Origin of the sequence: Zooshikella ganghwensis (genome assembly GCF_018263875.1) — a bacterium.
GTDB classification, from domain to species: Bacteria; Pseudomonadota; Gammaproteobacteria; order Pseudomonadales; family Zooshikellaceae; genus Zooshikella; species Zooshikella ganghwensis.
Genome location: NZ_JAEVHG010000018.1, coordinates 1 through 19,201 on the forward strand (window position 1 = coordinate 1; position 19,201 = coordinate 19,201).

18 protein-coding genes are annotated in these 19,201 nt (G+C 37.8%); 13 read left to right on the forward strand and 5 right to left on the reverse strand.

The genetic code is table 11. The features are described from left to right. The first annotated feature begins 239 nt into the window (after positions 1–239). From KHS79_RS20075 to KHS79_RS20085, 3 genes are all read left to right on the forward strand, one after another. The gene (locus KHS79_RS20075) at positions 240–734 is read left to right on the forward strand and encodes a hypothetical protein (protein WP_212721299.1); all 495 of its coding nucleotides are present in this window, start codon (positions 240–242) and stop codon (positions 732–734) included. 194 nt (positions 735–928) lie between these two features. After that, entirely contained in the window at positions 929–1,231 is a 303-nt protein-coding gene (locus KHS79_RS20080; RefSeq protein ID WP_212721301.1) for a hypothetical protein, read from the forward strand. A gap of 91 nt (positions 1,232–1,322) precedes the next feature. Next, the gene (locus tag KHS79_RS20085) at positions 1,323–1,931 is read left to right on the forward strand and encodes a MarC family protein (RefSeq protein ID WP_212721303.1); all 609 of its coding nucleotides are present in this window, start codon (positions 1,323–1,325) and stop codon (positions 1,929–1,931) included. Between the two features lie 173 nt (positions 1,932–2,104). On the opposite strand, the gene KHS79_RS20090 is transcribed toward KHS79_RS20085, so the two are convergent. The 4 genes from KHS79_RS20090 to KHS79_RS20105 form a co-directional block, all read right to left on the reverse strand. After that, entirely contained in the window at positions 2,105–2,860 is a 756-nt protein-coding gene (locus KHS79_RS20090) for a substrate-binding periplasmic protein (protein WP_212721305.1), read from the reverse strand. 73 nt (positions 2,861–2,933) lie between these two features. Beyond that, a complete protein-coding gene (locus tag KHS79_RS20095) occupies positions 2,934–3,584 on the reverse strand; it encodes a hypothetical protein (RefSeq protein WP_212721307.1) in 651 nt (216 codons plus the stop codon). Between the two features lie 30 nt (positions 3,585–3,614). Further along, on the reverse strand, positions 3,615–5,282 hold the full coding sequence (locus tag KHS79_RS20100) for a methyl-accepting chemotaxis protein (RefSeq protein ID WP_212721309.1): 1,668 nt from the start codon (positions 5,280–5,282) through the stop codon (positions 3,615–3,617). 470 nt (positions 5,283–5,752) lie between these two features. Next, positions 5,753–7,078, reverse strand: coding sequence for an MATE family efflux transporter (locus KHS79_RS20105; protein ID WP_212721311.1), 1,326 nt, complete (start codon positions 7,076–7,078; stop codon positions 5,753–5,755). Positions 7,079–7,372: 294 nt separating this feature from the next. On the opposite strand from KHS79_RS20105, the gene coxB reads away from it, so the two are divergent. The 4 genes from coxB (at position 7,373) to KHS79_RS20125 (ending at position 11,659) form a co-directional block, all read left to right on the forward strand. After that, positions 7,373–8,506: a cytochrome c oxidase subunit II gene (gene coxB / locus KHS79_RS20110; RefSeq protein ID WP_038290243.1), complete on the forward strand. Its 1,134-nt coding sequence runs from the start codon at positions 7,373–7,375 to the stop codon at positions 8,504–8,506. Positions 8,507–8,523: 17 nt separating this feature from the next. Beyond that, entirely contained in the window at positions 8,524–10,107 is a 1,584-nt protein-coding gene (gene ctaD / locus KHS79_RS20115) for a cytochrome c oxidase subunit I (protein WP_027707319.1), read from the forward strand. 50 nt (positions 10,108–10,157) lie between these two features. Further along, positions 10,158–10,694, forward strand: a complete 537-nt coding sequence (locus KHS79_RS20120) for a cytochrome c oxidase assembly protein (protein ID WP_206196656.1) — start codon at positions 10,158–10,160, stop codon at positions 10,692–10,694. A 74-nt stretch (positions 10,695–10,768) separates the two neighbouring features. Continuing rightward, a complete protein-coding gene (locus tag KHS79_RS20125; protein WP_212721464.1) occupies positions 10,769–11,659 on the forward strand; it encodes a cytochrome c oxidase subunit 3 in 891 nt (296 codons plus the stop codon). A 251-nt stretch (positions 11,660–11,910) separates the two neighbouring features. Here the strand turns inward: KHS79_RS20125 and KHS79_RS20130 are convergent, their stop codons facing one another. Beyond that, complete coding sequence (locus tag KHS79_RS20130; protein WP_325167768.1) at positions 11,911–12,186, reverse strand: twin transmembrane helix small protein; 276 nt, start codon at positions 12,184–12,186, stop codon at positions 11,911–11,913. A gap of 26 nt (positions 12,187–12,212) precedes the next feature. Between KHS79_RS20130 and KHS79_RS20135 the strand changes: the two genes are divergently transcribed. The 6 genes from KHS79_RS20135 (at position 12,213) to KHS79_RS20160 (ending at position 18,806) form a co-directional block, all read left to right on the forward strand. Further along, a complete protein-coding gene (locus KHS79_RS20135; protein WP_212721313.1) occupies positions 12,213–12,941 on the forward strand; it encodes an SURF1 family protein in 729 nt (242 codons plus the stop codon). A 32-nt stretch (positions 12,942–12,973) separates the two neighbouring features. Continuing rightward, positions 12,974–13,558: a thioredoxin domain-containing protein gene (locus KHS79_RS20140; protein ID WP_212721315.1), complete on the forward strand. Its 585-nt coding sequence runs from the start codon at positions 12,974–12,976 to the stop codon at positions 13,556–13,558. A 138-nt stretch (positions 13,559–13,696) separates the two neighbouring features. Next, on the forward strand, positions 13,697–14,857 hold the full coding sequence (locus tag KHS79_RS20145) for a COX15/CtaA family protein (protein ID WP_212721317.1): 1,161 nt from the start codon (positions 13,697–13,699) through the stop codon (positions 14,855–14,857). Next, positions 14,854–15,741 (forward strand): heme o synthase, encoded by an 888-nt coding sequence (gene cyoE / locus KHS79_RS20150; RefSeq protein ID WP_212721318.1) that lies wholly within the window; start codon positions 14,854–14,856, stop codon positions 15,739–15,741. The genes KHS79_RS20145 and cyoE overlap by 4 nt, the downstream gene beginning before the upstream one ends. A gap of 5 nt (positions 15,742–15,746) precedes the next feature. Further along, entirely contained in the window at positions 15,747–16,412 is a 666-nt protein-coding gene (locus KHS79_RS20155) for an SCO family protein (protein ID WP_038290245.1), read from the forward strand. Positions 16,413–17,228: 816 nt separating this feature from the next. After that, complete coding sequence (locus KHS79_RS20160; RefSeq protein ID WP_212721319.1) at positions 17,229–18,806, forward strand: endo alpha-1,4 polygalactosaminidase; 1,578 nt, start codon at positions 17,229–17,231, stop codon at positions 18,804–18,806. Positions 18,807–19,201: the final 395 nt, after the last annotated feature.

Genomic DNA, 19,201 nt, shown 5'->3' on the forward strand with positions numbered 1-19,201 from the left:
ACGACTTGGTTGACTGCTTCTTGTTTAAATTCGCCTGAGTAACGGATACCTTTACCCATGATTTACCTCTTATGGTTTAAGTTACATTTTTACCATAAAAAGTGTCTAAGGTTTTCAGGCCGTACCACTATACCCTTTTTATCAGTTATATAGCTTAAAAGGGTATATTTCATATATTTATAAAGAACCATATATATGCTATATGGGTAACTCAAAAATATAGCATTTCAGGATTCTATATGAATAAATTATGTCTGACCTTAGTTTGGTTTGCTGCCTGCCCAGCGCTAGCTTACCAATTAGAATTTTCGTGGTTTGAGTCTCATGCTGTTAACTGTGAAAATTTAAGTCATAAATTAGAAGATACTGTATCTTTTGCAGAGCCAGATATGAGTAGCTTTCGTAAGCTATTAACAGTTACTGTTCCTGCAAACTCAACAGGAACTATTCACCGCTATATTGAAACACCAACCTTGAAAGCTACGGTCGCTGGTAGCATTACAGGAAATGATAAAAAATACATTAATACTCACCTGCATCTGATAGAATTAAGCGATGATGAGGATCTATCAATCACCGACTATACCACCTCTTTGGAAAAAAATAAGCTGTTTATACTCAGAAATGAGCAAACATGTGTCCAGTCATTATCCAACCAGTTGGATGACCAAAAACACACACAATGGCAACAGTTAAGTGGGTTGATTAGACAACGCTACTTTATTTTCCTTTAAAGTCATTTCTGAAGAGCCTTTCCACAAAGCCTACATAGCACAAATCAAAACCGCCGAACCTCCTTCCCTGGAGGCTCCTTAATATCTGATACAGAAACTTATCAGCAATAAAAGTTGTATAAAGTATATATTTACACTTGCTGAAGGTATTACTACGCCAAAACTTTATAGCCATCAAGCGAATGAGTCAAATTATGTCAGAACAGTTTAACCGTTTCGTTGATTATATTGTCTTTATCAGGCCCGCATTACCTTCATCTTTTGAAGGTGCATTTTCTCTACTGGGTGCTGAAAAAAACAAGGCCTTAGGAGTACCAAATCATATACAAGCATGGACTTTTCGATGCTTACCAACAGGTAACATGCAGTTTATATATGACCTACTCGAAAATGTCTCAAAAAAGTCAAAAGACGATATCCAGTACTATATAGCTGAAGTATGTAACAGTAAAGCTTCAGAAAAGCTACGAGAACAAATGTACTCAGCCCATAAATAGAAAGCAAGAAAAGTATATGTAAGCGATGAAATACAAGTGTGAGTTCATTTTTTTGTAACATCTTTATGGCTGTAATCTTAAGGTAATTTTCGTGATAGATTATATTGCAACATTTATCTACTTTTTTGCAGTCATTGACCCCATTGGAACTATTCCAGTTTTTCTTGCAGTTACCAGTCATCACAAAGAGTCAGAACGACGAAATATTGCGCTAAAAGCATTTTTATTTTCCACATTAATCCTTATTTTTTTTGTTATTGCTGGAGAAATAATACTTATAGCAATGAGTATACCACTCTCAGCATTTCAGATAGCAGGAGGAATTGTTCTCTTTCTTTTTGCGCTTACTATGATATTTGGAGAAAGCAAACCTGAAGAAGAAGTTAAACTGGCCTCTAGCGAAAATGAAACTGCCATATTTCCTCTATCTGTTCCTTCTATTGCTAGCCCTGGTGCAATGTTAACGGCAGTTCTGCTTACTGAGAATGCCCGCTATAGTTTATCTGAACAAATTCAAACAGCTGCCACCATGGTTTTCGTTTTACTAATCGTTCTCATACTTATGCTTTGCGCTAATTGGATTAATCGTTTTGTTGGCACTAGCGGTGCAAGCATTATCAGTCGAATAATGGGATTAATACTTTCTTCGGTAGCTATAACAAATATCCTAAATGGCATTAAGACTTTTTTTGCACTGTAATTGCTCGAAGTAACTTTCTTTCAAGCTCTATACAGCGCTTATTGATTCCGATAAACCAGAGATAGCAGGCATTTCGTTTCTTTCATATAAAATGAGTTGAGGCTTTGCTATCGAATACAGCTTATAAAACGAAAACCCTCTAGGCAAAACCAACAAAACCAATATATAAGTTACTACTTCAAATACTTATCTTTAATTTTTGACATTAGCGCTTGATCATTCTTTACAGCATCCAGTGCTTTCTGGTGCGCTTCAACTACATTATCATCGATACTTTTATTGAACGCAAAATAATGCTGACCTAACTTCATTGTATAAACAATTTCAAAGTCAGATGGATTCATCCCTTGTTTTTTTATAAGCCATTTGGCAACAGTACCATTATAAGAAACTGCATCGACCTTATCATCCTGTAGTTTTTTTATCATCGCAAACAAGTTTGTCGAATATGAAATATTCGAACTCTTAACTCCTGCTTTAACTAACAGCTGTTCACCAATATCCTCTCTTATTACAGCATATTTATATTTAACAAGATCTGAATCTTTCTCTATTTTCACCTTACTGGCATTTTGCTTAAGAACAATTATATCATTAGTTGAGTCTGTTAATGGACCAACCCATTTGAATAAATTTTCTCTTTCAGGTGTTTTAATTGCTGAATATAATACATTCATACTTCCTTCTTCTAACGTTGTACGATAACCCCTTACCCAGGGTTGAATTTTGATATCTTTATAACTATTTTGACTCCCCATTTTTTTGAACATTTCAATTAAGACATCTGTATTTATCCCTGCAGGATTTCCGTCTTCTCCTTTAAAATTAAATGGCGGAAACTCTTCCGTTAAATACTTAACCCCTTGTGTTGGATCCGCCCAAGAATTAATTGTAATGAACAACAATAAAGATACAATGATTTTATACATCACTCAGTCTCCACAAAATTGATTACTTACCTTATTTATATGCATTACAGACTAAAACACCTATAATAAGACATTAGCTATTTAGATAAAGTTTAATAGCCTCTTTAATTTTAATCTCATAGTTTATGTTAGGCCATTTTGGAAGTAACTCTTGTTCTTTGTTTGTTAACTTCAGTAAAAAATCGTGTAGTTCAGCACTTAGCTGTTGATGGCCAGGAAATTTTGAATTAACTATATCTATGACCACTGCATCAAGAACTTGAGCGACAGAATCACCAATGATACTGTGCATTGTCGCATTCAAGTAAACAATTTTTTCAGGAAGCAGTGGCGTAAATGTTCTTTCTAAAAAAAACTCACTTATTTCTTCTAGTATTCTCATTGCGAGATAAGACTCTAGCATTAATTGATGGATATCAGACTTACACTTCACCAAGTCCATTGGTGAAATAAAAAAGTTAACAATCACTTTTAACACTGGCAACCAGTCATCTAAAATATGGTATTTTTTAAATAACTTATCTATACCTTCCAGAAATTTTGGTACTAGTCTGGCGTAATCAAGCGTAAGGCTGTACACATAGAGTTGTACATCATTCTGTGGAATCCGCAGTTTTAAGCTTAAATCTTCGGCTTCGCTTTGCAAAAAACGTTTATAGTTATTTAGTATGACTTCATCTTTTAATGTCTTATCAATGATCTTTGATAGTTTTTGAATAATCATTATCGTATTTCTATTTAATATCCATATCAGCTATACCTTAAAATGAAACACTAACTCTCCCAAACGCTTACCCTGCTCAGAGAGTTTTCCTGTGGCTTCTGCCGTTTCTTCTACACCATGAGCAACATCACTGATAATGTTAGAGATTTCAGTGACATTTTGATTGATAGACTCAGACACTTTCGTTTGCTCTTCTGCTGCGCTGGCAATTTGATGGTTCATATCATTAATAATATTTACAGAATCATTGATAGCAGATAACGCTTCTCCTGCTTTTTTAGACTGATCTACAGTCATTTGACTTTGATCCCGGCTGGCATTCATTACTTTTACTGCTGTTGATGATTCAGACTGCAATCGCGAAATCATTTCTTGAATTTCTTGAGTACTCGCTTGTGTTCTACTTGCTAAACTTCGTACTTCATCTGCTACAACAGAAAAACCACGACCTTGCTCTCCTGCCCTTGCAGCCTCAATCGCAGCGTTTAATGCTAATAAGTTAGTTTGTTCTGCAATACTCCCTATAACACCTAATACTGAACCAATATTTTCCGTTTCAGCATCCAGTTTATTCATGACTTCTTTAGTTTTTTCCAAGCTGTCTGCAAGCTCATCAATTGAACCGATTGTACTTTGTACGATTTGACTTCCTTCATCTGATTCCTCATGAGCCTTATTAGCAGCCTCTGCAGCTTGCGTAGCGCTTTGAGCAACTTCACTTGCAGTCGCTGACATTTGATGCATCGCGGTTGCAACTTGATCTGTTTCTGAACGCTGAAGATGCAACTGTCCACTATGATGCTTGGTTAATTTATGTATATTTTGCGTTGCATCCTGAATAGACTGAGTAGTACCTCTGACTTGAATAATAATTTTATGTATCTTTTCAACAAATTTATTAAAGGCCATCGCAAGTCGATCTACTTCTGTATTACCATTAACCGCCAGCCGTTTTGTCAAATCACCATCACCTTCAGAAATATCCTCCATTAACGCTACAGATTCTTGTAATGGTCGTGTAATAGAGTGTGTAATCCATAAACTAGAAAACATTGTGATAAGCAATGCGACAATTGTCCCGCCAAAAATAATTGTCAATAGATACGTTTGTTGTTCAGATACTTTCTCTTCCATTAACGCGATTTGCTGATCAATATCTGTAATATAAAATCCGGTTCCAATGACCCATCCCCACTTATCGAGATCAACGCTATAGGAAAGCTTTGTCTCATTCAGGTTACTGCTAGGGTTCTCCCAAAGATACTGAGTAAAGCCATCCTTACTGCGTGCAGAGTCAATTACATTTCTTATTACTGGATTGCCCTCGGCATCTTTTAAATCAATTAAATTTTTTCCTTCAAGCTCTGGTTTTGGCCCTAACACAACATTAGTGCCATCATATCTATACACAAAGAAATAACCTGATCCACCGTAACGTAAATCCCTAAGAATGTTTTTCGCTTGCTCTTGATTAGTATCTGATCCACTACCATCATATAATGGTTTGATAGCCGTAAGCGCAATATCAATATACTGCTTTAATTCATTCTGTTTACTTTCCATCATTTGCTGACGTGTCTGTTCCAACTGAGCACTACCAAGATGATCCATTCCATAGTAAGCAAGTAAACTAACCAACAGTGCCACAAGTACCATAGGTACCGTAGCTAACAACATCATCTTTTGTTTAATATTCATATGCTTATCAACTCGAATCTACACTTATATTTCCATTACTACGAGTATAGATCTTATGTTTAATTTCCCTTTTATTCCTAACAGTGGGAGTAATGGCGTTATAGACATCAACTATCTAACTTCGACTAAATCTATTGAGCATACCGAAATAGCGCTCACTCATCATGCGCCTTATTATGTGCCAGAGCCTAAATAGGTTTTACGCGTGTATAAACCCTTCAATGAATGATTTCTAGATTTTGCTATCTTCACCCCAATCACCTATTAATATAAGCTCATGGGTAATATAGGCTCATTGGGCTTCATCATTCGATGGCGTACCTAAAAATCATTCGTATTGGGTAAGTATAGAGGTTTTTCAGAAGAGTATTTATATTCTTGAAAGGTTGTACTTCAACAACTCAAAATAGCAGCGTAAGTCAGGGTATACTATTAATATATACCCGACTAATAACTGCTTTCTGGAACATTTACTCATTTTTCCAGACCACAAGCTTCTGCTTTTTATCAAGCAGGTAATAGCTTGCACACATTAATGCACTTCTGGCAAAGCTAAAGGCATAAAAAGCTAACCAAAGACCGTGATTACCTAGTGGCTTTGCCAAATACCAAATAGGTAGAAAAAAACATAGGGTAGCGGCTATCGTTGTGTTCTGCATTACACCTGTCCTTGCCAGACCTATAAAAACTCCATCCATCCAATAGCTCCATACCGCCACTAAAGGTAATGCTATTAACCAAGGTAAATAATGGCTTGCTGCTTGTTTAATTTCTTCAATATCAGTGAGTAATGCGATTATTACTTCTCCTCCCATATAAAATACCAGTAAAAAAAAGATTGCCATAATAGCAGACCATAAACCTGTGGTTCGAACTGTAGCTTTAAACAAGATTTTACTTTTCTCTCCAACTGCTTTGCCGGTTAAAGCTTCAGCAGCATGGGCAAAGCCATCTAGGCCATTGGAAATTAACAATAGAAAATTTATAAGTATCGCATTAGAAGCTAAAGTAGTATCACCTAATCGTGAACCCTGAGCAGTAAAAAAGGCAAAACAAAATAATAAACTTAAACTACGAAAAAATAGATGACGGTTAACACTCAATAACTGAAAAAATCCAGCTTTATAATATATACCTGAAAAATCGAGTTGAATTATCTGTTCACGTAATACACGAGTTACTAAGTATAATCCAAACCCCATACTGAGATAATCTGCACAGACTGTAGCAAGTGCAACACCTGTAGCCGTCATACCCAGCCCCATGACGAAAAAAACATCAAGCACAATATTCACGCTATTTGCCAATAACATTAAATATAAAGGTGCTCGCGTTTTATGCATACCTATCAACCACCCCAACAATGCAAAGTTAATGAGTACGGCAGGAGCAGAATAAATTCGAATAAAGTAATAATTTGCAAGCTCAGCGCTTACTAAAGATGATGGTTGAAAAAAGGTTGTACTTAACAAAAATACTGGTTTAGCACATAGTATTAAGACTAAACCTATTACAATGGCAAGTATGATTGACTGAAAAAGTATTCTAATAATTGACTTTGAATCTCTTGCACCATAGGCTTGAGCGACTAAACCTGTAGTACCCATTCTGAAGAATCCCATACTCCAATAAATACAACTGAATATTGAAGCACCAATTGCAACCGCGCCTAAATAAATAGGTGAAGGTAAATGCCCAAGAACAGCTGCATCGACGAGTCCTAATAAAGGCGTCGTCACATTGGCAATGATCATCGGCCAAGCAAATCGCCATACATCGTTATGAATATATTTCATAGAGTAAATAAGTCAGGGTGTTGTCATAAAGGCTGCAATTTACAAATGACTAAAAAAGCGCATTAATACACATGTAATGTCATTCAATTTTAACAAACAACTTTATTATACCTAATTAGCATTATTATTGTCATAAATTAGACCAATTTTATTCTTAAACTAGCTATACCTACTGCGAAGGTTTTTAGGGACGACTGTCAAATGATAACGATTCGTAAAGGGTATATGTGATCTAAAACTAATAAGTTAAGAATGTGAACAGCCTGTAATCATACTAAAACCAGGGGACATGGAATGTTGTTAGCACTGCGTCAACGTCAGCTGTTGGGGCTTGGCTTACTATGGTGTACCGGGTACGCTCAAGCAGATTGGGCGGCCAATATGCGTGAAGGAGTTACCGCCGTAAGTCAGTCAATCTATAATTTGCATATGACAATATTTTGGATTTGCGTTGTCATCGGCATTGTTGTCTTTGGAGTTATGTTTTGGTCGATGCTTATGCATCGTAAATCGAGGGGAGCAAAACCTGCCACTTTTCACGAAAATACACTGGTTGAAATTATCTGGACAACAATCCCTTTTTTCATTTTGGTTGGTATGGCCATCCCAGCCTCTAAAACACTCATTGAAGCTTACGATGCCAGTGAAGCTGAAATTGATATTAAAATAACAGGCTATCAATGGAAGTGGAAGTATGATTACCTCAACGAAAAAATTGGCTTTTTCAGTAATCTCAGCACTCACCGAGATGAAATCAATAACCTTAAGCCCAAAAATGCCAATTATTTATTAGAGGTTGATGAGCCTGTTGTGGTACCGGTTGACAAGAAAGTACGCTTTCTCATTACCTCTGCTGATGTTATTCACTCATGGTGGGTACCTGACTTAGCAGTTAAAAAAGATGCAATACCAGGGTTTATTAACGAAGCCTGGACAAAAATTGAGAAACCTGGCGTTTATCGGGGACAATGTGCAGAGCTATGTGGGAAAGATCATGGTTTTATGCCCATTGTCATCGAAGCCAAAACTGAAGATGACTACAAACTTTGGTTAGCAGCTAAACAGGAACAAGCAGAAAAAGAAAAAGAGCTGACCACAAAAGAATGGTCCATGGAAGAGCTCATGGCTCGTGGTGAAAAGGTCTATAATACAGCCTGTGCCGTCTGTCACCAGGCGAATGGCGAAGGTATGCCACCAGTATTCCCCGCTCTAAAGGACAGTCCTCTCATCATGACCGGGGATGTAAAAGACCATATTGATATTATCGTTAACGGCAAACAAGGCACGGCTATGCAAGCCTTTGGCAAGCAGCTGAGTGAGGTTGATATTGCTGCTGTTACTACTTATGAGCGTAATGCGTGGGGTAATAATAAAGGCGATATGGTTACACCTCAGGATATAGTGAAATTTAATGAGGCTGCTCAGTAATTCAAGGGAGATAGATTATGAGTGCCGTATTAGAAGGACATACGACAGATCATCACCATGGACCCGCTAAAGGTTTATGGCGCTGGGTGCTAACCACTAACCATAAGGATATTGGTACCCTTTATTTATGGTTTAGTTTTGCCATGTTTTTATTCGGTGGCACCATGGCATTCGTTATTCGAGCTGAACTGTTTCAGCCCGGTATGCAAATAGTTGACCCTAACTTTTTTAATCAAATGACAACCATGCACGGCCTGGTTATGGTGTTTGGTGCTGTCATGCCTGCTTTTGTTGGTTTAGCAAACTGGATGGTGCCGATGATGGTTGGCGCACCGGATATGGCCATGCCCAGAATGAATAACTGGAGTTTCTGGATCTTGCCTTTTGCATTTGCCATGTTAAGCAGCACATTATTTATGGAAGGCGGCGGTCCCAATTTTGGTTGGACATTCTACGCACCTTTATCCACAACCTATGCGCCCCCTTCAACGGTGTTATTTATTTTATCTGTGCATATGATGGGTATTTCTTCAATTATGGGTGCCATTAACATCATTGCTACCGTTTTAAACCTGCGGGCACCAGGTATGACATTAATGAAAATGCCATTATTTGTCTGGACCTGGTTAATTACCGCTTTTTTATTAATTGCCGTTATGCCTGTTCTTGCAGGTGTCGTCACCATGATGTTAATGGACATCAGTTTTGGCACCAGCTTTTTTAGTGCAGCAGGTGGCGGGGACCCGGTATTATTCCAACATGTATTCTGGTTTTTTGGGCACCCTGAAGTATATATCATGATTTTACCTGCTTTTGGGGTTGTCTCTGCGATTATTCCTGCCTTTGCACGTAAACCACTCTTTGGCTATACCTCTATGGTATACGCTACGGCCTCCATTGCATTTCTGTCTTTTATTGTATGGGCGCATCATATGTTCACTGTGGGTATGCCAATTACTGGTGAACTGTATTTTATGTATGCCACCATGCTGATTGCCGTCCCTACTGGAGTGAAAGTCTTTAATTGGATAACAACTATGTTCAAGGGAGCATTAACCTTTGAAACACCCATGTTATTTGCGGTAGCGTTTGTCATTTTATTTACAATCGGAGGCTTTTCCGGACTGATGTTGGCCATTGCCCCCGCTGACTTTCAATATCACGACACCTACTTTGTTGTTGCTCACTTTCACTACGTATTAGTGCCTGGTGCTATTTTTGGCATTATGGCAGGTGTTTATTATTGGTTGCCTAAGTGGACAGGCTATATGTACGATGAGACCATGGGTAAAGTACATTTTTGGTTGTCATTCATTGGCATGAACTTAGCGTTTTTCCCCATGCATTTTACTGGATTGGCAGGAATGCCACGCCGTATTCCTGATTACGCTTTACAGTTTGCTAACTTTAATATGATTTCCAGTGTAGGTGCATTCCTGTTTGGCTTTACGCAGCTGCTATTCTTATTCATTGTGATTAAATGCATTATGGGAGGCAAAAAAGCCAGTGCCAAACCATGGGAAGGTGCCGAAGGTTTAGAATGGATGCTACCTTCTCCAGCTCCTTACCATACATTTACCACACCACCTGATGTGAAATAACCAATTTAATATGAATTAACAACTAACATTAAATAACTCATAGTATGGCAATGGATAGCTCAGTCAAAAAAACCACATTGAAGTTAGTCTTACTGACACTGACGATGTTTGGCTTTGGTTTTGCAATGGTTCCACTCTACGATGTGTTTTGTGAAGTAACGGGTATTAATGGCAAAACCAGTAATACCCCTTACCAATACCAAACTGAAAAAGTTTCCATTGATGAGAGCCGTATAGTTACCATTCAGTTTGTCACTAATAATAACGATAAAATGGGTTGGGATTTTTATCCCAAAACAACCGAGCTAAAGGTGCATCCTGGTCAACTTGAAAGTGTGGTTTTTTTTGCACATAACCCTTCAGAACAAGCGATGGTCGCCCAGGCTATCCCAAGCATCGCACCTTTTGATGCAGCTGATTATTTACATAAAACGGAGTGTTTTTGCTTTAACCAGCAGCGCTTAACTTCTGGCGAAAAAGTTGATATGCCAATGCGTTTTGTGATTGATCAAGCGCTACCTAAACATATAAAAAAACTTACACTTTCCTATACGTTATTTGATGTTACACCATCACATTCTAATTAAGTGGAGGCAGCAATATGGCTAATGAACCCAATAACGCTGAGCCCGCTGCCAACACAGAAAACCGGAGAGAAGACATGGCAAGTCATCCTACCTACTACGTCCCAGAACAGAGTAAGTGGCCCATTATTGCCTCGGTGGGCTTATTTTTAACGATGTATGGTGCGGGTAGCATGCTGATCGACAGCCAAACAGGTAATAAAGAATCCAGTGCTCACTGGATTCTTTTTCTAGGTGGCCTCATTATGGCTTATATGCTGTTTGGCTGGTTTAGTAATGTCATCAAAGAAAGTCGCAGTGGACTGTATAGCCCGCAAATGGATCGTACATTTCGCTGGGGCATGACCTGGTTCATTTTTTCTGAAATTATGTTCTTTGCTGCATTCTTTGGTGCACTTTTTTATGTCAGAACCTTTACAGTACCCTGGTTAGGAGGTGAAGGTGATAAAGGACTGACAGGCCAGTTACTATGGCCTGAGTTCCAAAGCCAGTGGCCACTCTTAACAAATCCTGACAATAGTTTATATCCTGGCGCATCAGAAGTTATTGACCCCTGGAAGTTACCTCTACTCAATACCGTGTTACTTGTGCTATCCAGTGTAACGGTAACGGTTGCTCACCATGCTCTGCGCGAAAACAAGCGAAAAATGCTGATCGGTTGGCTAGCTGTCACCTTAGTACTGGGCTTTGCTTTCCTTTTTTTCCAGGCAGAAGAGTATATCCATGCTTATAACGAACTTGGATTGACACTAGCAGCAGGTATTTACGGTTCTACCTTTTTCATTTTGACCGGATTTCATGGTGCCCATGTCACCCTGGGTGCAATCATGCTGACAATTATGATGTTTCGTATATTAAAAGGTCATTTTTCTGCAGATAACCATTTTGCTTTCGAAGCTGCCTCCTGGTATTGGCATTTTGTTGATGTAGTCTGGATAGGACTGTTTATTTTTGTATACGTTTTTTAGCATTTATCAATATAGATTAAGCTATTGCAAAACGGAAAGTATAGTTAAAAAAAGGCTACGGAATTGCCATCCATAATGACTTTATTCATATTTCGCAGCCTTTTTCGTACCGTTTTCAACCAGTAAGTAAGCAACCGTAAAAGTCGTTGTAATAAAATTCTGTTTGCACCATTTTTAGGGTACATTCAGGTATAACTGTTTAACAATCTTTTTCTGGAGATAAACAAGAAGGAAAGTTACTCACATGCATGTCATTCACTTAATGAGTAAATCCAGGGGGACTTAGGCTGAAACTCCCCTGTATAATAACCAAAAGCAAGTAGTAAAAGGATAATCAGTGTAAGGCCCACTCTGACCTTTAATGAGTTAACTAAACGATTCGTTTTGCTTTGATCGTGTATTAAAAAATAAAAGCCTGATGCCAGACTGACTACTACAGCCACTAAGAGAATCAAAATAATAATTTTAAGAATCATGAGTAATGGACCTAAACACCCTATGTTTATTAAACAAAACCAATTATCCATAATTTGTCAATAGTATTTTATTCGTTATGAAGTACTTTATACGCATAGCCTTATTATCTGTAGTAACTATACCACTATTCACCTACCTTGGTTTTTGGCAGTTAGGCCGTGCAGAAGAAAAACAAGTGATACTGAATAGTTATAATTTACTGAAAAATAGTGAACCTGTAACTATTCACTCTGCAGAGCAAATTACCTCCTTGGCAAACTACCAGCCGATTTCTCTCTCCGGCAGGTTTGATAATCAGCGTTTTTTTCTACTGGATAACCAAGTTATCAATGGTTACGCAGGTTACGATATAATAATGCCATTTCACCTAAACAATGGCGATACGGTTCTTATAAATAGAGGATGGGTGCCTCAAGGTATATCCCGAACTCAACTACCCAAAGTAGATCCAATTTATACGAATGTTACTTTGCAAGGAGTACTCTATCAACCCAGCAACCATTTTACGTTAAAACAAGATATTTTAACTAACAAAGTCTGGCCACAAATTATTCAACGCCTTAATCTGGCACAGCTCTATAGTACTCTAGCGTCACCAAACGTATTAAATACAGTTATCGTTCTTTCCGCGAATAGTAACTATACGTTTACCTATCACTTAAAACCTATAAATATGTCACCAGAAAAGCACACAGCTTATGCAGTGCAATGGTTTGCACTCGTTTGTTTAATGCTTGTAATGCTGCTAGTGATAGGCATACATGCTTATCGCAACAAATATAAACCTGAATTCACCAGTAAGTAAGTGAGACATGAAGTCACAGGAAAGGAGTCCCTATGTCATCCAGCAGAAAAAATAAACTATTACTTATCATTATCTTATGTACACCAATTGTAGTTATGGCTCTTTCTTCTACTATGTTCAAAACAGGTTTTTTAGTGCCATCAACTACTACAAATCGAGGTATTTTATTACAACCAGAGTTATCTATTGAAAAACTAAACATAAACAACGGATCATTATGGCTAAACAAGCAAGTAGATCCCCACTGGTCAATAGTAATCATTCCTACCAATAAATGTATGGAACAATGTGAACAAGCATTATATCTAACCCGTCAAGTCCATATTGCTCTAGGGAAAGAAGCAAATCGTATACAACGTATTTTACTCAATACACAAATAAATCCACTTCAAACAGAGCTAAAAAACCAGCACCCTAGACTTAACTATTTACCCTCTCAACCTGGTCACTTAGATCCTCTAGCAAAACTTATTAAACATAATTTCCCTGAAGATAACGTTGGTATCTTTTTAGTAGACCCTCTCGGCAATATTATTATGCAATATAGCGCAAAACAAAATGGACAAGACTTACTCAAAGATATAAAACATTTACTAAAAATATCACTTATTGGCTAAAGAAGACCGCTAAATGTTAATAAGGTAATTTCATCAAATACAAACGCTAAACATAATTTGTTACGGATATACCCGAAGCGAAGGGTATACCGAGCTAAATAAATAAGGTATAGCTTGCTGTATCATAAGGAGATCACCATGCCAAATAAACCAGGATATTATTGTGCGCTTATTGCCACACTGTTGGCAGGTATTGTTGTTGTTTTAGGTGCTTATACCAGACTTGTTGATGCTGGCCTAGGTTGTCCTGACTGGCCAGGATGTTATGGATTTCTTACTGTACCCACATCAGAGGATGAAATTAACATAGCAGAATTACGTTATCCAGAAACGCCTGTAGAAACCCACAAAGGTTGGCCAGAAATGGTTCACCGGTATTTTGCAGGCAGCTTAGGCATACTTATATTATTTCTTGCAGCACATTGTTACCGCAATCGACATCAGGAAAATCAGCCCGTTAAACTGCCCATCGCAATTTTAATGCTTGTCATACTGCAAGCTGCCTTTGGCATGTGGACTGTAACTCTTAAATTGTGGCCACAAGTGGTACTTGCTCATCTGATCGGCGGATTTGCTACTTTTAGCTTACTATTTTTGCTGACATTAAGGCTTAAAAGAAAATCGACCATTTTCCCTAAAGACAAAGTCACTCATCCTTCAAGATCAGGCACTGATTCTAATATTACTCACAGGTCAAATAGTAATAAAAACCTGACCGATACATTAATAAAAGCAAAAGTGCTTGGAATTAGTGCACTCTTTATTTTATCAGGTCAGATTATGTTAGGTGGCTGGACTAGCTCAAACTATGCAGCATTAGCCTGCATTGATTTACCCACATGCCATAATACATATTGGCCAGAGATGGACTTCTCAGCGGGTTTTAATGTATTTCAAGAAATTGGTCCTAACTATCTTGGTGGGCAGCTCGACAGCTCCGCTAGAACAGCAATACACTTTGCCCACAGAGTGGGTGCGATTATTACAACATTTTATTTGTTATTTCTAATACTATGGATTAAACAAAAACTATTACCCTTACTGACTTATCAACGAAAAAATGTTGCTAATGCATTACTTTTGTTATTAAGCGCACTGTGCATCCAAGTCAGTTTAGGTATCAGCAATGTTATTTGGTTACTTCCACTTAGTGTTGCTGTTGCACATAATGCAGGTGGTGCATTATTACTTCTTAGCTGCATTTTCGTTTGTTACCATCTCTTTAAAATAAATAATAATCAACATAACACTATTAATCTCCATGAGATGTCCAACTCAACAGGAGAGTTTGTAAAATGAATAATACGCTTCCAATAAAACAAACCGCTAGATGGCAAGACTACCTTGAATTATGTAAGCCAAAAGTTGTTGCGCTGTTAATGATGACGGCACTCATAGGTATGTTGCTAGCCTCAGAATCTATTCCTGCATGGCATATCTTGCTATTCGGTAATATTGGGATTGCCTTATGTGCTGCATCTGCTGCAGTTATCAATCACATTGTGGATAAAAAAATTGACCTGGTAATGGCACGTACTCACAACCGTCCTATTGCACAAGGTCGCGTTGAACATCAGCAAGCTATTATCTTTGCAGCAGTACTTGGTTTGTTAGGTATGTGTATATTAGTGTGGCTAGTTAATGCCTTGACGGCATGGTTAACACTCGCATCTTTAATAGGCTATGCAGTTATTTATACCCTTCTCCTCAAGCGGGCAACACCACAAAATATTGTTATTGGTGGCTTAGCAGGTGCTGCTCCCCCTCTGCTTGGTTGGTGTGCTGTCGCTGGTGAAATTCATGCTAATGCATTATTACTGGTATTAATTATTTTCGCTTGGACCCCACCACACTTCTGGGCACTTGCTCTACATAGAAGAGCTGAGTATGCCACTGCTAATATTCCCATGCTACCTGTAACTCATGGTGAGCATTACACAAAATTACATATACTGCTTTATACTTTATTATTAATTATTATTACGGTCTTTCCATTTTTAACTGGTATGGCAGGTCTCATTTACTTAGCATCAGCATTGCTGCTAGGTGGACGCTTTATTTATTGGTGCTACCAACTGTTTAATGAAGAAAATAAAAAAGCAGCCATCAATACATTTAAGTTTTCCATAACCTATCTCATGTTATTGTTTAGCGCACTTCTTATAGATCACTACACAGGATAATAACCATGCCAAAGGGAATTAAACTCACCGTTACGGGTCTCATTATTTTTGTTGCACTGACACTAGGCCTTTTCGTTAATCGAATGATGACGCCAGCACCATTAGATCGCGACCAACTCAGACTTCAAGGCGCTTATATTTTTGATACTCCACGCTCTTTCGACAATATAAGTCTAGTATCCCATAAAGGAAATACCGTTACTAAAAAAACATTTAAAGACAAATGGACACTTATTTTTTTTGGTTATACATTTTGTCCTGATATTTGTCCCACTACCCTAACAGAGCTAGCGTCACTTAAAAAAATGCTAGGGGAACATTACCAACAACTAGCAAGTGATGTGAACTTTGTTTTTATTACTGTTGATCCATTGCGCGATACTCAGGAACAGCTGGCTAACTATTTACCTTTTTTTGGTGATTACTTTACAGGTGTAACAGGTTCAATTAAAGATATTTACAACTTAGCTTCGCAACTTAATGTACCTTTTAACCCAATCACTCATCCCAAAACGGAGAATTACTTAGTCGACCATAGTGGAAACCTATTAATTCTCAACCCCAAAGGGGACTACCATGGTTTTATAAAGCCTCCTCTTGAGCCAGCAAAAATCGCCAATATTCTATCTACTGTGAGTCATGATTTTGAACTCTATAAGAGTGAAAGTTAAAAATTCACATTTGTCGTGTGAATCAAAGCAAACATAACCAAAACGAAGGGTTTTAGGGGTGGCCGTTAAATGCTCCTCGGCAATAGCTCCTGCATTGCTCTACTATATGACATCCATGTCATTATGCATAAACTGCATTTCCACCATCTTTGGTGGTCAAGAGTGCTGACAACAAACCCTACTAATGTGTCGGGAACACATTAGAACAGCTTCGCTGGCCCGTTAGGGTGAGCGCTATGGATAGCGCACATAAAAATGATTCGTGAAGGGTATACTTAAGATGTTACTTTTAAAAATACTTCTTTATGATCGCATTTGTCCATAGTCTGTATAACGTTCGCTCAAAACGTCGCGAATCCTTCTCTAGAGGATTGATTGCCGCATCTTTACAGCAATCAGTCCGAAGGACATTACCCCTCCTTTGCCTGACCAGGCCCTAATTCACATGCAATTGTGCTGTAAGGCTCGTTGATCTAACAGCACTTTAACAGTTTTAAATCCACAAGTATCAATCACACTCTTATTGTGAGCGAAAAATGAGTTAAATTCACAACTCTAAGAATAAATTATTTTTTTAACCAAAAAGAATACAGCATCACCACACTATACTTTTTAATCACGTATTCTCATAAAGAGCAAGCAAAAGCTACTAATAAAGCACTTTTATCACAGCGTGATATTTACAGTCTTCACTTTAGGTACATTTATTTTGAAGGCATACTAAGAAATTTTAATTTACAGACTAAAATTAACAGCATAGCCATTTATATACTCAAAACGAAGGGTATAAATACTGTAACTTAGGAGTAAACTACAATGAGTATTTTTTCTAAAACAAAACTTTTACTATACTCTGTTCCATTTGCAATTTGCTCTCTAAGTCATGCTACTTCATTGCATCCAAAAAACATAGAAGCACTTCAAGGCCAATTTAGCTCAGATCAACCCATAGAAGTATTGAGTAAGAGAGATCAATACGGCGATGAAGATGAGTGGGATCGTTATATTGAAGCGAAACCTGAAGGAAAGTACTTTAAAGGGATACTTAACTTTAAATATGACAAATACAATGCGGAGTGCCCATTAAAATCCATACAAGTTACATTAAATACTCTAGGAGAATCGAAAAGTCAGCAAAAGCAAATTGTCTCCATAAAAAATGTCAAGCTTAACCAGTGGCAGCGTCTTGGGTTAAATAACGACTCAACATCTTGGGTCTGGTATGAGCATAGTTATAGCCTAAAGCATGACCTTCACCAGTATATCAATGATAATGGAACCATGGAGATAATGTTCCGTACAAATAATGCATATGATGTCGTTAATATCGACTATGCAGCTGTCACCCTATCATCAGAGTCAGAATGTGGAGATACACTACCCCCACCTCCTCCACCAAATCCCCCTACGCCTGATCCAGGCCATAAAAAGTTAACACTGGATGAAGCAAAATATTGGGTTTATAAAATTCAAAATGTTAGCCAAAAAGAGCATGAACTGATTAATAGTTTATTTGATGTTTATGTACTTGAAGTAACAACAACCGAACAAGGGATGGAAAACTATAACATTGCGCATCTCATTAGTCGTATAAAACAGCACAACATAAAAAAACGTGGTGTAGAACCCATTGTATTAGCCTATGTTGATATCGCACAAGCTGAACAATGGCGTTGGTACTATGAATCTTCTGCAGATAAACACCTTATTGATCAGCTATCCGTAGGTGATGATCCTAATGGCTGGGAAGATATTACCGTAGTTAAATACTGGGAAAAAGCATGGGAAAACATTGCCATTTATGGGTATAAAGGAAGAAGCCACGTTCAGGAGTCGTTAAAGCATGGTTTTGATGGTATTTATATGGATTGGGTCGAAGCATTTAGTGATGACAGAATAGTTAATATCATTGGCAGTAAAAGTGCGACTGCAAGTAAAATGTTTAGTTTTATTGAAAAAATTCGAGACTATGCACGCGCCCCATCCACTCCTAACCATAATCCAAATTATTTAATTGTGGCTCAAAATGCGTCTGACTTATACGAAGAAAACCGTTCCCGTTATTTAGGCGTGATGGATGCCATAGCAGTAGAAGCTATTTGGTACGATGGTGACCGAGGCTTTGACGACTGGAATGAAGAAGGAGGTTACAACATTCCAACCAATGACCTTTATCCTGGCTGGACCGAAGAAGTCGAGGAAGACCTGGCTGATATGAAAGGATCTTTGCCAATATTTTGCGCTGAATATGCTCAAACAGAAATTGCTAAAAAAGTTTATGAACAGTTAGCGCCTGATGTCTGTGTACCTTATGCAACCCGTAGGTCGCTCGGCGAAATCTCAAGAGACCTCCCAGCAGGTTATCTTGACAGGGTTAAGCAGTTTAACGAATAGACAATATTATATGTCATTAATTAGTGCTATATCCATAACAAAGGGTATATGTATCTAATTAATGTCACTTCGATTCACTATACATTAATCAATCCTTAGTTTTTCTTCAAAGTGTATTCAATAACATATATTATTTCATAGCATACCCACTAATGCTGTTATACTACAGGTGCTTATGAGCTATGAAGTTTTAGATACTATTGCAGACTTATATATCCCTCTTTTGGCTTGTATACTCTTTTGCACTCTTATTCTTTCAGTAAACAAACATAGCAAAGAGGTAAAAGTACTTAAAAAAGTTGTTTTTTACTTCATAGCTCTAACTATTACTTCCTATGGAGTCATGTTCTTAGATAATACTTTTAAAATATGGCCCCATCTCATGCTCGACTACA

What these genes read in the sequence shown, in the direction of transcription:
- KHS79_RS20075 (WP_212721299.1), top strand. Translation starts at nt 240, where the DNA reads ATGAATAAATTATGTCTGACCTTAGTTTGGTTTGCTGCCTGCCCAGCG.
- KHS79_RS20080 (WP_212721301.1), top strand. Translation starts at nt 929, where the DNA reads ATGTCAGAACAGTTTAACCGTTTCGTTGATTATATTGTCTTTATCAGG.
- KHS79_RS20090 (WP_212721305.1), bottom strand. Translation starts at nt 2,860, where the DNA reads ATGTATAAAATCATTGTATCTTTATTGTTGTTCATTACAATTAATTCT.
- KHS79_RS20095 (WP_212721307.1), bottom strand. Translation starts at nt 3,584, where the DNA reads ATGATTATTCAAAAACTATCAAAGATCATTGATAAGACATTAAAAGAT.
- KHS79_RS20100 (WP_212721309.1), bottom strand. Translation starts at nt 5,282, where the DNA reads ATGAATATTAAACAAAAGATGATGTTGTTAGCTACGGTACCTATGGTA.
- KHS79_RS20105 (WP_212721311.1), bottom strand. Translation starts at nt 7,078, where the DNA reads ATGAAATATATTCATAACGATGTATGGCGATTTGCTTGGCCGATGATC.
- coxB (WP_038290243.1), top strand. Translation starts at nt 7,373, where the DNA reads ATGTTGTTAGCACTGCGTCAACGTCAGCTGTTGGGGCTTGGCTTACTA.
- ctaD (WP_027707319.1), top strand. Translation starts at nt 8,524, where the DNA reads ATGAGTGCCGTATTAGAAGGACATACGACAGATCATCACCATGGACCC.
- KHS79_RS20120 (WP_206196656.1), top strand. Translation starts at nt 10,158, where the DNA reads ATGGATAGCTCAGTCAAAAAAACCACATTGAAGTTAGTCTTACTGACA.
- KHS79_RS20125 (WP_212721464.1), top strand. Translation starts at nt 10,769, where the DNA reads ATGGCAAGTCATCCTACCTACTACGTCCCAGAACAGAGTAAGTGGCCC.
- KHS79_RS20130 (WP_325167768.1), bottom strand. Translation starts at nt 12,186, where the DNA reads ATGGATAATTGGTTTTGTTTAATAAACATAGGGTGTTTAGGTCCATTA.
- KHS79_RS20135 (WP_212721313.1), top strand. Translation starts at nt 12,213, where the DNA reads ATGAAGTACTTTATACGCATAGCCTTATTATCTGTAGTAACTATACCA.
- KHS79_RS20140 (WP_212721315.1), top strand. Translation starts at nt 12,974, where the DNA reads ATGTCATCCAGCAGAAAAAATAAACTATTACTTATCATTATCTTATGT.
- KHS79_RS20145 (WP_212721317.1), top strand. Translation starts at nt 13,697, where the DNA reads ATGCCAAATAAACCAGGATATTATTGTGCGCTTATTGCCACACTGTTG.
- cyoE (WP_212721318.1), top strand. Translation starts at nt 14,854, where the DNA reads ATGAATAATACGCTTCCAATAAAACAAACCGCTAGATGGCAAGACTAC.
- KHS79_RS20155 (WP_038290245.1), top strand. Translation starts at nt 15,747, where the DNA reads ATGCCAAAGGGAATTAAACTCACCGTTACGGGTCTCATTATTTTTGTT.
- KHS79_RS20160 (WP_212721319.1), top strand. Translation starts at nt 17,229, where the DNA reads ATGAGTATTTTTTCTAAAACAAAACTTTTACTATACTCTGTTCCATTT.